Annotated in this window: 13 protein-coding genes; 6 read left to right on the forward strand and 7 right to left on the reverse strand. The window is 32.9% G+C overall.

The genetic code is table 11. The features are described 5' to 3' along the window. Nucleotides 1-30 precede the first annotated feature (30 nt). From RCH19_RS07835 to RCH19_RS07860, 6 genes are read right to left on the reverse strand one after another with little or no spacing between them, the layout of a single operon-like run. Nucleotides 31-1269 carry a peptidylprolyl isomerase gene (locus RCH19_RS07835; RefSeq protein ID WP_343022753.1) on the reverse strand — a complete coding sequence of 413 codons (1239 nt, stop codon included), beginning with the start codon at nt 1267-1269 and terminating at the stop codon, nt 31-33. 34 nt (nt 1270-1303) lie between these two features. Beyond that, on the reverse strand, nt 1304-2428 hold the full coding sequence (locus tag RCH19_RS07840) for a peptidylprolyl isomerase (protein ID WP_121924262.1): 1125 nt from the start codon (nt 2426-2428) through the stop codon (nt 1304-1306). 16 nt (nt 2429-2444) lie between these two features. Beyond that, nucleotides 2445-3098 (reverse strand): gliding motility-associated peptidyl-prolyl isomerase GldI, encoded by a 654-nt coding sequence (gene gldI, locus RCH19_RS07845; protein ID WP_343022754.1) that lies wholly within the window; start codon nt 3096-3098, stop codon nt 2445-2447. A 4-nt stretch (nt 3099-3102) separates the two neighbouring features. Beyond that, a complete protein-coding gene (locus RCH19_RS07850) occupies nt 3103-4107 on the reverse strand; it encodes a bifunctional oligoribonuclease/PAP phosphatase NrnA (protein WP_343022755.1) in 1005 nt (334 codons plus the stop codon). Nucleotides 4108-4167: 60 nt separating this feature from the next. Next, on the reverse strand, nt 4168-5424 hold the full coding sequence (locus RCH19_RS07855) for a voltage-gated chloride channel family protein (protein WP_343022756.1): 1257 nt from the start codon (nt 5422-5424) through the stop codon (nt 4168-4170). Nucleotides 5425-5478: 54 nt separating this feature from the next. Then, nucleotides 5479-5868, reverse strand: coding sequence for a RidA family protein (locus RCH19_RS07860; RefSeq protein ID WP_343022757.1), 390 nt, complete (start codon nt 5866-5868; stop codon nt 5479-5481). Between the two features lie 282 nt (nt 5869-6150). Between RCH19_RS07860 and RCH19_RS07865 the strand changes: the two genes are divergently transcribed. Then, nucleotides 6151-6819: a hypothetical protein gene (locus tag RCH19_RS07865; protein WP_343022758.1), complete on the forward strand. Its 669-nt coding sequence runs from the start codon at nt 6151-6153 to the stop codon at nt 6817-6819. 104 nt (nt 6820-6923) lie between these two features. Here the strand turns inward: RCH19_RS07865 and RCH19_RS07870 are convergent, their stop codons facing one another. After that, a complete protein-coding gene (locus RCH19_RS07870; protein WP_343022759.1) occupies nt 6924-7451 on the reverse strand; it encodes a hypothetical protein in 528 nt (175 codons plus the stop codon). A 192-nt stretch (nt 7452-7643) separates the two neighbouring features. On the opposite strand from RCH19_RS07870, the gene guaA reads away from it, so the two are divergent. From guaA to RCH19_RS07895, 5 genes are all read left to right on the forward strand, one after another. Beyond that, nucleotides 7644-9173, forward strand: coding sequence for a glutamine-hydrolyzing GMP synthase (guaA, locus tag RCH19_RS07875; RefSeq protein ID WP_121924269.1), 1530 nt, complete (start codon nt 7644-7646; stop codon nt 9171-9173). A 129-nt stretch (nt 9174-9302) separates the two neighbouring features. Further along, nucleotides 9303-11255 carry a LysM peptidoglycan-binding domain-containing protein gene (locus tag RCH19_RS07880; protein ID WP_343022760.1) on the forward strand — a complete coding sequence of 651 codons (1953 nt, stop codon included), beginning with the start codon at nt 9303-9305 and terminating at the stop codon, nt 11253-11255. Further along, nucleotides 11255-11656, forward strand: a complete 402-nt coding sequence (locus tag RCH19_RS07885) for an OsmC family protein (protein WP_343022761.1) — start codon at nt 11255-11257, stop codon at nt 11654-11656. Before RCH19_RS07880 ends, RCH19_RS07885 begins: the two co-directional genes overlap by 1 nt. Before the next feature lie 71 nt (nt 11657-11727). Continuing rightward, complete coding sequence (locus RCH19_RS07890) at nt 11728-11961, forward strand: DUF3820 family protein (RefSeq protein ID WP_343022762.1); 234 nt, start codon at nt 11728-11730, stop codon at nt 11959-11961. Nucleotides 11962-12158: 197 nt separating this feature from the next. Further along, nucleotides 12159-13772 (forward strand): CTP synthase, encoded by a 1614-nt coding sequence (locus RCH19_RS07895; protein WP_343022763.1) that lies wholly within the window; start codon nt 12159-12161, stop codon nt 13770-13772. Nucleotides 13773-13783: the final 11 nt, after the last annotated feature.

A 13783-nucleotide genomic window follows, 5' to 3' on the forward strand; every position in this document is an offset into this window, starting at 1 on the left:
GGGTTTCTTCATTAAATACTCTATTGTTTATTATTTTGTCGCGGGTTGTTTTTCAAACATTTCTAGTTCGAATATTAAGTTTGTATTTGGTGGGATAACATCTCCAGCTCCGCGCTCGCCATAAGCTAAAGTAGAGGGAAGAAATGCTACTACTTTATCTCCGTAAGACATAAGAGATAATGCTTCTAGAAATCCGGGAATCATTCCATCCTTTTTACCTGCTTCAAAAGGAAAAGCTTGGTATCCATTTTGCATCGCTCTGTTAGCGTCAAATTTTCCGTATTCTTTAGAGACATCTTCATAACTACTGTCAAATAATGTTCCATCCTCAAAATATCCTGCATAGTGGAAGAAGAAAGTACTTTTATCAGCAGGCTTAGTATCAGTTCCTTTTTTAACTATCTTATAAATTAATCCTGAATGAGTTGTAGTTGCGCTAGATTTAACTTCAGCTAAATACTTAACTTTTGCAACTGCGATTGGACCGTATTTTGCTAAATATTCTTTTTTAGCTTCTGCTTGTATAGCAGCTTGTTTTGCTTTGCTTTCAGCAACTGCTAAATCTTGCTTCATTTGTTCTACTGATTTTGTGCTAAAATAATCAGTAAACACTTTAGCGGCATCAAATTTTTGGGCTAAAACGCCTTTTTTAGAGATAATTACTTTTGTAATTACGTCGTCTTTAACAATTGTGTTTACAACATTCATCCCCTTAGTTACATGACCAAAAACAGTGTGTTTTCCATCTAACCATGGTGTTGCTTTATGCGTTATAAAAAACTGACTTCCATTAGTAGTTGGTCCAGAATTAGCCATAGATAGAATCCCAGCACTACTATGTTTTAAATCTGTAAATTCATCTTTAAAAGAGTATCCAGGTCCCCCAGATCCATTTCCAGAAGGATCTCCTCCTTGAATCATAAAGTCATTTATTACACGGTGAAATTTTAAACCGTCGTAAAATTGTTTTCCTTTTAATTTTTCATCTTTAACAAATGTGTTGTTACCTTCTGCTAATGCTATAAAGTTAGCTACAGTAATTGGAGCTTTCTGATATTCTAATTGAATAGTAATGTCACCCTTATTTGTTGATATAGTTGCAAAAATTCCTTCAGTTACAACGGCAGTTTTAGCAATTGGCGCTACTGCTTTTTTTACAGTTGCTTTTACTGCAGTCGCAGGTTTTTTAGCAGTAACAGTTTTCTTGATCGTTTGCGAATGAACGCTTAACATTCCTAAAAACAATAAAAACAGAATTTTAAATTTCATTTTCTAATTTATTTAAGTTGTAACTTTTTAAATATTATTGTGGCATACTTTCTAACAATTCTATCTCGAAAATGATATTAGAATTAGGTGGAATAACTCCTCCAGCACCTGCAGCGCCATAACCTAATCGAGCTGGAATAAAAACTACTGCCTTATCACCAAAAGATAAATGCTCTAACCCCTCAATGAATCCAGGAATCATGCCATCTTTTTTACCAGCTTGAAAAGAAATAGGTTGGTAACCGTTTTGCATCGCTCTATTTTCGTCATATTTACCAAAAGTTTTTGAAACACTTTCAATACTTGCGTCAAATAACTCGCCATCTTCAAGAAATCCTGCGTAATGAATAAATACATTAGTTCCATTAGCTGGTTTTTTACCATCGCCTTTTTTTGTAATAATATATTGTAATCCGGTAGGAGTTCGTGTAGATTTAGATTTTAAGTCAGCGAAGTAAGCAATTTTTTCTTCTCTCACATTTTTATATTTTTCGTCATAAACCTTTTTATTTTCTGCGTCAATTGCAGCTTTTTTCTTTTGGTTCTCTGATTCTACTGAAAAATAGTCATTGAAGATTTTTACAGCATTAAATTTTTTAGCAGCTTCACCATTTCTAATGATTGTCACTTTTTTAATATAATCTTCTTGTTCAATTTTATTTACATTGTCCATTCCATTTTCGACAACATGCCCAAAAATAGTGTGCTTTCCTTGAAGCCATGGCGTTGGAACATGTGTGATGAAAAATTGACTACTATTAGTAGTTGGTCCATTATTGGCCATAGCCAAAACACCAGCGTTATCAAAATTTAAATCTGTGAACTCATCTTTAAACTTATATCCTGTGTCTCCTGATCCTGTGCCAAGCGGATCTCCTGTTTGTATCATGAAATCTTTTATAACTCTATGAAATTTTAAACCATCAAAAAACGGTCTATTTTTAAGATTATCATTTGTAATAAAGTCGTTTTTCCCTTCCGCTAAAGTGACATAGTTTGCTACTGTAATTGGCGCTTTTTCGAAATCTAATTTTACAATTATGTCTCCTTTATTCGTTTCAATTTTAGCATATAGACCATCAGGAAGATTGCTATTGTCTTCTTTACAAGAGTAAAGAGATGCTATTACAACTAGTAGAAGTAGGATCTTTTTTTTCATTTCTAAGTTTATTTTATTAATTTAAAGTGTCTTTGGGTTTTGTTAAAACTGGTTTTTCTTCCTGAACTGTTGCAGTAGCTGCTGGCGTTTTTACTTTTAAAGTATTTTCTTTTTTATACAGCACTTCCGATTTAAAATCGCGAAGTGTTACTGTGCAAATAATAGGTTGGTTCATACCAATTTTCTTTTGATCACCTCGATAACCATATCCCATATTAGAAGGGAAAATAAAATTGACTTTTTCGCCTTTTCGCATTAGTTTAATTCCGTCTCTTAATCCCATTATAATATTTTGCTTGTCTACATAATATATTTGAGGTCTTAATTCTAATTCAGAATAAATAATGGTTCCTTTCAAATCTTTAATTTCGTAATCAAAGAAAGCTACATCTCCTTTTTTTGGTGTCAAAGAGTCCAGTTTGTTTTGTATATCGTATGAATACCAATAGCCTTTTTTAGAAGCACTATATTTTACAGCAGGATTACTTTTTATCAGCGCTTGAATCTGAGTTTCTTCTGTTGCAACTAATTTTTTATTCCTAACAATTGACTTCTTCATAAAACTACCCGAAGCTTGCGAAATTGGTCTTCTCGCTTCTTGCGGTTGTTTACAGCTAGAAACTAGCACAAGCAAAAGAAATATTGATGTAAATAATTTTACGTTTTTCATGTTTTTAGATGCTAATTTTCATAACTAAATCTTCAAATTTTTCAATAGTCTTTTCCATTGTAAGTTCTGATTTTCCGCCGGCAGCATTTTTATGTCCACCACCGTGAAAATGATCTCTAGCAAATTGATTTACATCGAAATCGCCTTGGGAACGGAAAGAAATTTTAATAATATTTTCTTCTTTATTTTCGATGAAAATAGCTGCAAAATGAATTCCTTTTATACTCAAGCCATAATTAACAACGCCCTCAGTATCTCCTTTTACATAATGAAAAGTGTTTAATTCCTCTTGCGTAAGAGTTGTATAAGAAGTTTTACGTTCTTCTATTACTTTCATGTTTTGCAATGCTCTTCCCAAAAGCTGTAAGCGATCGTAGCCACTGTTGTCAAATAATAAAGTGGGGATCTCTGTATTTTCAACTCCTAAATCAATTAGTTCAGCAACAATTCTATGTGTATTCCCTGTTGTTTTAGGAAAACGGAAAGAACCAGAATCAGTTAATATTCCAGTATAAATGCAAGTACCTATTGTTTTATCAATTTGGTCTTTTTTTCCAAGGAAATTGATGAAGTTATAAATCATTTCACAAGTGGATCCAAACGAAGTGTCAGAGTATGTAACTGCTGCATAATCGTCTGGTTTTTGATGATGATCAATCATTACAAATGGAGCCTTAAGCTGCGATAAAACATGTTCCATTTCACCTGTACGGTGTAAAGCATTAAAATCTAAAGTAAAAATTACTTCAGCATCTTCTAATATTTTAGTGCAATTTTCTTTGTCTTTTTCGAATATTTTGACGGTTTCAGAACCTGGCATCCAAGATAAAAAATCTGGAAATTCATTAGGTGAAACTACTATTGGACTGTGATTGTTCTTCAAAAGAAAGTGATATAACGCTAGAGTAGAACCCATAGCATCTCCGTCAGGACCACGGTGTGGGATTATTGCAATCTTTTTTGTAGTTGATAATAACAACTGTATCGCTTGAATGTCTTGTATTTTCATAGGTTGCGAAATTACATTTTTTTACGCTAATCTTGAAATCATTAACATGATTTTCACCTATTATAAAAGGTCGGTTCCTTTTCTTTTAAATTTTTCATACAAATGGTATTTTGGACCCCTTACTATTTGTGTTTTGTAAATACCCATTGAACCAGATGCAAAATAAGCCACTGTACAAGCTATCGCAATGAAAAACCCACTTTCTATACCAAAAAGTTCCATTCCCATAACCGTGCAAGCGATGGGAGTGTGCGTTGCTCCAGAAAAAACAGCAACAAAACCTAAGCCGGCTAAAAACGCAATAGGTAATGGAACGATAAGCGATAGTGCACTTCCTAAAGTTGCCCCAACAAAAAACAACGGTGTTACCTCACCGCCTTTAAATCCTGCTCCTAAAGTAAACCCAGTGAATACTATTTTAAGTAAAAAATCATAGGGAGCGTTTGCCGTTGAAAAAGCGTCAACGATAATAGGAACACCTAGGCCTGCAAATTTTGTTGTTCCAATGTAATAAAAGGCAATGGCTAAAATAATTCCTCCCACGAAAGGTCTTAACGGAGGATAGGCAATTGTTTTTGAAAATAGTGTTCCCCACATATGTGTACTTCTTGAAAATAACATCGCTGCTAGACCAAATAATATACTAACGTTGATGATCCAAAACAATGTTGTTGTAGTAAATTCTGGAACAAAAGGAATACTGTAAGCAGTATGTTCTACTTGCCAAATCTCAACCGTGAAGTAAGCAATATATGCAGTTATAAAAGAAAGCGGAATGCTTTTGTAACTGATCTTACTAAAAATCACAAGCTCTAACGCGAATATTGCTCCAGCTAATGGCGTTCCAAAAATCGAAGCAAAACCGGCACTTATTCCTAGAATTATAATCGTTTTTCTTTCTGAATTATCAAGTTTGAAAATTCTTGTAAATTGATCAGCGATAGCGCCTCCCATTTGCACAGCTGTTCCCTCTCGACCTGCAGAGCCTCCAAATAGATGCGTGAACAAAGTTCCAAACAGCACCAAAGGAGCCATCTTTAACGGAATTATTTTTTGTGGATTTTCGTATTCTTCTAACAATAAATTGTTTCCTTTTACCACTGATTTACCCCAGTAATGATAACTCAAGCCTATTACTAAACCACCTATTGGCAGCAGCCAAATAATCCAATTATTATCTTCTCGATACTTAGTTGCCAACTCTAATGCTACCAAAAAGAATGCAGATGCTGATCCAGTAAAAATGCCTATCAAAGTACAAATGAGAATCCATTTGAGAACTAAAGCTGTTGTGTTTTTATTATTTTGAATTATCATTTATTATTCGAAAGTGAATTTCAAGCAAAAGTATTAAAATTCGTTCTTAAACTATTATTTCTCAGTAATAATAGCCGTAAATTCTATTTCTACAAGATATTCAGGAGCGACAAGTTGGTTGATTCCGTAAAAACCTGTAGTTGGTTTTATATCCTTAAAATATTTTGCATGAGCAGTTGCTATATCTTCAAATAAGGAAACATCAGTTGTAAAGATGCGCGTGCGAATCACATCTTTCATGCTTGCGTCTAGTTCTTCTAGAACTTTTGCTACTCGTTCTAGTATGTTTAATGTTTGTGCATGCGCATCATTCGCTTTCACGATTGTTCCGTCGACTATTGCCACAGTTCCTGACACTTCGATACAATTTCCTATTCTTACAGCGCGACAATATCCCATTTTATCTTCCCATGGTGACCCTGTTAGTATGTTTTTTCTGCTCATTTTATTTATCTTGTTAGTTAGATTTTCAAAATAATAGACTTTTTAATTTTTTTGGTATATTATTTGCGATTTAGAGTTTTATTGGAAATAAATAATTCTCATTGAACATTTAAAACCGAATTTCTGCAAGATTTTTTAAGTTTCTAATAACTTAGAATTGAAATATTAATGCGTATTTGAAGTTATAAATGAAAGTTAAATTGCTAATTGATTATAGATTAATTGCAAATGGTTTTTTATTTTTAAAATTATTCTAAAACTGATACACTAATTAAAAAAGATATGAAAAGGATTTTATTCTTACTTATTACCGTTACAATGAGTTTAAGCGGATATGCTCAAAGCGAATTTAATTCGAAATTTAAAGCAATTCCGCCTAAAAATAACGCGCCAAAGATGAAAAAAGAAACGCTGCCAAAGGTTGATATACCTCCTATAAATACTCCCAACGTTTTTAAAAGTCCAGATATATTTAGTCCAAAGCCATCTCCTTTAGGTTCAATTGCTCCGGCCGATAATTTTTCAATGACACCTAAAAATGAATTTATTAATCCTGGTGATGTTTACAAGGATAAATGGAATAAGAAAGAAGATAATTCACAAGGAATTGTGTATCGAAAAAATCAAAATTTAGGTAATTTTGCTACCGGATCTACCACAGCCAAAGTAATGTATCGTGATGCTGCTTACGTTGATGGTGACCAAATTAGAGTATACTTAAACGATAAAGTTATTCAGCAACAAGTTAATTTAGACAGTGAATTCAAAGGTTTTGAAATTGTTTTGGAAAAAGGATTCAACAAAATTGATTTTGAAGCTTTAAATCAAGGAAGTTCTGGACCTAATACTGCTGAGTTTAAGGTTTATGATGATAAGGGAAGTTTGATATCAGCAAGTCAGTGGAATCTTGGCACTGGTTTTAAAGCTACAATCATTTTAGTAAAAGAATAAATTTCGTTTTATTTGAATAAAGAAAAACAGCCTTCTGAAATATTTCGGAAGGCTGTTTTTTTAGTTTAAAAGATTTAGTTTCTGCTGTTTTTCAATCTAGTTTTTTAGAAAGGATCAGCGGTAACTCTAAATTTCATATCTGAAGTAACTACAATATCCTTTGTCACAGTTTCTTTAATTACTAATTTAGTTCGGATTTTATAACTCGGCGCTTTTATGTATTTATCTAATTTATCTGATGTACAAGTTAGATTTATAGTATTTGATGTCGAATTTACCTCTTCTAAATAGGCCAACTCAATTTCGTCATTTGAATCAGTGGAAATATATAAACGTACTGATTTTAAAAAACTGAAGTTTTTATTAGTAGGTTCAGTTATCGTTAATTTCAATTCTTTCAGCTTTACATCCTTGACTAAATTTGCTTTAGTATTGTTGTTTTCAAATTCAGAGCTGGAATTTGTTGTTACATCAGGAGTGATTATTTCAGAAGCAAGGTTGAGCGGGAAACCGGTAGAAATTTTAAACGAAGTCTGATTGTTTATTGTAAAAGTTAGTAGGTCGTCAACTACATTACAAGAAATAAGTAGAACAGACAAAAATGTAATTAACGAGAAAGTTAGTTTCTTCATTTTAATTGGAGTGATTTTAGATTTATTTTGAGTATCAAAATGTATAATAAGATACGTATTAATAACTCCTTTAGTTTTAAAAAATTGTAGTAGTTGCTATTTAGATTGAAGAGAGAAAATAGAGAATAAAAATATTTTGAATATTTTCAAAATTCAATTTTACAATTCAAAATATTAAAAGTATTTTTGCGCATGCAACACAACGTACTTATTTTAGATTTCGGATCGCAATATACACAGCTTATTGCGCGTAGAGTTCGCGAATTAAATATATTCTGCGAAATTTTCCCGTACAATAATTTCCCAACTGATTTATCTTCTTACAAAGCGGTAATTTTAGGAGGAAGTCCTTTTTCTGTTAGAGCAGAAGATGCGCCTCATCCTGATTTATCTCAAATAAGAGGAAAACTTCCTTTACTTGCCGTATGTTACGGAGCACAATACTTAGCTCACTTTAGTGGTGGTGAAGTTGCGGCTTCAAACACAAGAGAATATGGTAGAGCTAATTTGTCTTTTATTAAAGAGAATGAAGTTTTTTTCGAAGGTGTTTCAGAGAATAGCCAAGTATGGATGAGTCATAGTGACAGTGTCAAAGCATTGCCAACAAATGGAGTAAAATTAGCAAGCACGCATGATGTGGAATTTGCTGCTTACAAAATTGAAGGTGAGACAACGTATGCAATTCAATATCATCCTGAAGTTTTTCATTCGACAGATGGATCCAAAATGTTAGAAAACTTTCTAGTTAAAATAGCAGAAGTTCCTCAAAATTTCACACCAAAAGCTTTCGTTAGCGAAATGGTATCAGAATTAAAAGAGAAACTGCAAGATGATAAAGTAGTTTTAGGACTTTCAGGAGGAGTAGATTCTACTGTAGCGGCAGTTTTATTACATCAAGCTATTGGTAAAAACCTATATTGTATTTTTGTAAATAACGGTTTACTTCGTAAAAATGAATATCAAAGCGTTTTAGACCAGTACAAAGGAATGGGTTTAAACGTAAAAGGAGTAGATGCTGGTGATCGTTTCTTGTCTGAGTTGGCAGGAGTTAGTGATCCAGAGACAAAACGTAAAATTATAGGACGTGTTTTTATCGAAGTTTTTGACGATGAATCACACCTAATTGAAAATGTAAAATGGTTAGCACAAGGAACCATATATCCTGATGTAATAGAGTCGGTTTCTGTAAAAGGACCATCGGCTACTATAAAATCACATCATAATGTGGGAGGATTACCAGACTACATGAAATTGAAAATTGTGGAGCCTTTACGCATGCTTTTTAAAGATGAAGTGCGTAGAGTGGGAGCTTCACTAGGAATTGACCCAGAATTATTAGGAAGACATCCTTTTCCAGGTCCTGGATTATCAATTAGAATTTTAGGAGATATTACACCAGAAAAAGTACAAATTTTGCAAGATGTAGATGCTGTATTTATTGATGGATTAAAATCTTGGGGATTGTATGATAAAGTGTGGCAAGCCGGAGCAATTCTTCTTCCTGTAAATAGTGTTGGAGTAATGGGTGACGAGCGTACTTATGAAAAAGTCGTAGCACTTCGCGCCGTAGAATCAACAGATGGTATGACGGCTGATTGGGTTCACTTACCTTATGATTTCTTAATGAAGATATCTAATGATATTATCAATAAAGTTAGAGGAGTTAACAGAGTAGTTTACGACATTAGTTCAAAACCGCCTGCAACAATTGAATGGGAATAATTTAAACTTCCATCTTCTTTTGAGCAGCATTAAAAATAACGTTCAGTATATAAACGGTATCAGATTTTTGGAATAAAATTTGATACCGTTGTTTTATTAAAGAGTTGAATAATTTATAAATAAACTAGGATGAAATATTTTTTTACGATTTGCATGACTGCTTTGTTTTTTACGTACAGCGCTTTTGCGCAAGTTAAAACCATTACACACAAAGTTGAAAAAGGAGAAACAATCATTCAGATTGCTCAAAAATATAATGTCACACCGTACGATATTTATCAGTTAAATCCAGACGCGCAAACGGGTTTAAAACCAAAAAGCGTTTTGTTAATTCCTATCGTATCTATAAAACAAGCTTTAACGGTTCCAACTAAGGCAAATGGCGATGTGATAACGCATCAGGTTTTACCAAAAGAGACTTTATACGGTATTCAAAAGAAATATGGTGTAACAGAAGAAGCATTGAAACAAGTAAATCCATTTCTTGAAAAAGACGGCTTGCAAATAGGCCAGACACTGACTATCCCAACAAATAAAACTCAAAAACTAGCTGCTGAATCAACAGAAAAAGCAGTTTACCATTATGTTCTTCCAAAAGAAACTAAATATTCTATTGCGAAACAATATGGAATATCATTGCAAGAATTAGAACGTAAAAATCCTGAAGTAGTTACTAATTTGCCAGAAGGTTTTAAATTATTAATTAAGGGGAATGCTGTAAAAACAGACGTAATTCCAGTAAAAGCAGAAATTAAAAAAGAAATCATAACAGCTACTCCAGGTGTAAGAATAGCGGATACAAAAAATTATAAAGAATACACTGTTAAACCAAAAGAGACATTATACGGTTTGTCTAAAATGTTCACTATTACTCAAGAGGAATTGTTAAAATTGAATCCCGCTTTGTCTGAAGGAGTTAGAGAAGGTATGGTTTTGAAAGTTCCTGGAACTTCTGCTGAGATTGTAAATGCTCAAGAAACCAAAAAAGAATACACAGAGTTATCAAAGGTTAAAAGTAAGGATAGAAAAAAATTAGTGCTACTCTTACCATTTAATATTGCTAAAATCGAAAGTGATTCAATTAATTCAACTTCAAAACGCTTAAAAAAGGATAAGTTTCTAAATATGACTTTAGATTTTTATGCAGGTGCTTTAATAGCAATCGACTCAGCAAAAACATTAGGTCTTAATATTGATATTTCAATATTTGATTCGCAAGAAACTAAAAATTCATCTGCTATTACTTCTCTTGTAAGTAATAATGATTTACAAAATACAAATGTAGTAATAGGGCCATTTTATCAAAGTAATGTTGATAAAACCGCTGAGTTATTGCTGTCGAATGATGTAGCTGTAATATCTCCTTTGTCTAAAGATCAAGGCGTTTCTTTTGCAAACGTTTTTCAATCAGTTCCGTCGCCTGACGCGGTTAAAAATGCAATGTTTGAATTTATGCGTTCGAAAGGTGGAAATATGATTGCAGTCGTAGACAAAAAGAAAGGTTCGATAATAAAATATATTAGGGAAAATCAAAAGGATGTTCAATTTTCTGTACTTAACGGTAACGGTGGAGTTTCAGGTGAAAACTTGAAAAGTTTATTTGTGAAAGATAAAATAAACTACGTAGTAATGGAAACAGCAAATACGGGAATGATTAAAGCGACAGTTGCAGCAATGTTAGGCTCAATGTCTACTTATAAAGTCCAGTTAGTTATTTTAGAGCCTAATGAAACTTTGGATACTGATGAGGTTAGTATTGCCAACTTAGCTAAGTTGAATTTAATGTATCCATCAGTAAATCGCGAAAATGAATCTCCTGAAGCTTTAATTTTCGAAAAAGAGTTTAAAAAGAAAAATAGAATTGATCCTACTGTTTTTGCAACAAGAGGTTTTGACCTTACTTTTGATACCATGATGCGTATGTCTCAAGGCGAGAAATACCAAGATACTGTTGAAAACTCAGCAACGGAACAAGTTGATAATAAATTTGAATTTTATAAACAAGAAAGTGGCGGATATGCAAATAAAGGAATCTATATTTTGTATTACGACACTGATTTAACTATTAAAGAAGCAAAATAATGACATCAAAAGTAACCTATTTAGGAGATTTAAGAACATCGTCGATTCACATACAATCTGGAACCGAAATTCTTTCGGATGCACCAGTAGATAATAATGGAAAAGGACAAGCGTTTTCTCCTACAGATACTGTTGCTAATGGTTTAGCAACTTGCATGATGACTATTATGGGAATTAAAGCTAGAGATTTAGGAATTGATTTGGCAGGTACTACTGCTGAAGTGGTAAAAGTTATGAATGCTGAACCAAGACGAATTGGTGCTATTGAAATAGTTTTTGAAATTCAAGGAACTAATGATCAAAAAAGTAAGACAGTTCTTGAGAGAGCTGGAATGACTTGTCCCGTGTTTTTAAGTCTTCATCCAGATGTTGAAAAACGAATTACTTTTAACTGGAAATAATATTTAGCTATTAAAGAAAGAAGTAGGTGTAAAGTGAATCTTTATTCTTGCTTCTTTTTTCTTTTTATCAAATGGATCAAAACCAAAAACAACTCATTAAGCTCGCTCACACTAAAATGCCATTTGGCAAATATGAGGGCTGGTTTCTTATCGATATACCCGAATATTACATTGTTTGGTATTCCAATAAGGGATTTCCTAAAGGCGAGTTAGGAGAACAACTAAAGTTAATTTACGAATTGAAACTTAATGGCTTAGAGGAGTTAATAAGAAATATTAAAAAGAAGTATCCTAAGCCAAATTAAATATTTTATTGACAATGTGTATAACTACGATATAACTAAAAAAAGCTGCTTTAAGTAGCTTTTTTTTTATGTTCTAAAGTGCAAACTTTTTAATAAAATTATCTATTTATTTTCTCATTATCTAATTGGCTGTTTCTCTAATTTAATTCGTACTTTTGCCAAGTTTTTTACACAACTACAACACAAACAACAACAGAATGAATCAAACGAAATATATTTTTGTTACAGGCGGTGTGACTTCATCCTTAGGGAAAGGAATCATTGCAGCATCTTTAGCAAAATTGTTACAAGCAAGAGGATACCGTACAACAATTCAAAAGTTTGACCCTTATATTAATGTAGATCCAGGAACATTAAATCCTTATGAACATGGGGAATGTTATGTTACTGATGATGGTGCTGAAACAGATTTAGATTTAGGACATTATGAGCGTTTTTTAAATGTTCCTACTTCTCAAGCGAATAATGTTACTACTGGTAGAATATATCTTTCGGTAATTGAAAAAGAAAGAAGAGGAGAATTTCTTGGAAAAACAGTACAAGTTGTACCCCATATTACCAATGAAATTAAGGATAGAATGCAGTTGCTTGGTAATTCAGGTGACTTTGATATTGTTATAACTGAAATTGGTGGAACGGTTGGAGATATTGAATCTTTACCGTATATCGAGTCTGTTAGACAATTGGTTTGGGATTTAGGTGAGCATAACGCTATTGTAATTCATTTAACATTAGTTCCTTACTTAGCTGCTGCAGGTGAGTTAAAAACAAAACCGACGCAGCATTCTGTAAAAACGTTGATGGAAAGCGGAATTAAAGCTGATATCTTAGTTTGTAGAACAGAACATGAAATTTCAGAAGAATTAAGAAACAAATTAGCTTTGTTTTGTAATGTAAAAAGAGAAGCAGTTATACAATCGATAGATGCTTCTACTATTTATGAAGTGCCAAATTTAATGTTGGAAGAAGGTCTTGATATCGTAGCGTTGAAGAAATTAGATTTGCCTAAAAAAGCAGCTCCAGATTTAAAAAACTGGAATATCTTTTTAAAGCGATTGAAAAATCCAAAACACACAGTGAATATTGGATTGATTGGAAAATATGTTGAAATGCAAGATTGCTACAAGTCTATCTTGGAAGCTTTCATTCATGCAGGTGCTGCAAATGAAACTAAAGTTAATGTGATTTCAATACATTCTGAGCATATTGATGCTAGTAATATCAGCGAAAAGTTTGCTAATTTAGATGGAATACTAGTTGCTCCAGGTTTTGGTGAAAGAGGAATTGAAGGTAAGATAGACGCAGTTCGTCTTGCTCGTGAAAATAAAATTCCATTTTTCGGAATTTGTTTAGGTATGCAAATGGCCATTATTGAATATTCAAGAACTGTTTTAGGATTAGCTGATGCTAATTCGACTGAAATGAATGAACATACTTCTCATCCTGTTGTTAACTTGATGGAAGAGCAAAAGACAGTAACTGATAAAGGTGGAACAATGCGTCTTGGAGCTTGGAAATGTGACATAAAGGAAGATTCATTGGCACATAAAATATACGGAAAAGATACTATTTCAGAGCGTCATCGTCACCGTTATGAATACAATAGTAATTATGTAGCGCAATTACAAAATGCAGGTTTAATTGCTTCGGGTGTAAATCCTGATACTGGGTTGGTTGAGATTATAGAAATTGAAGATCATCCGTTTTTTATTGGTGTACAATACCATCCAGAATACAAAAGTACGGTAGCGAATCCGCATCCTATTTTTGTAAGTTTCGTGGCGGCAGCCGTTAAGGCAAAAAAGAAATAACTGTTAACAAT

Origin of the sequence: Flavobacterium sp. PL12 (genome assembly GCF_039123485.1) — a bacterium.
In the GTDB taxonomy this organism is placed as follows: domain Bacteria; phylum Bacteroidota; class Bacteroidia; order Flavobacteriales; family Flavobacteriaceae; genus Flavobacterium; species Flavobacterium weaverense.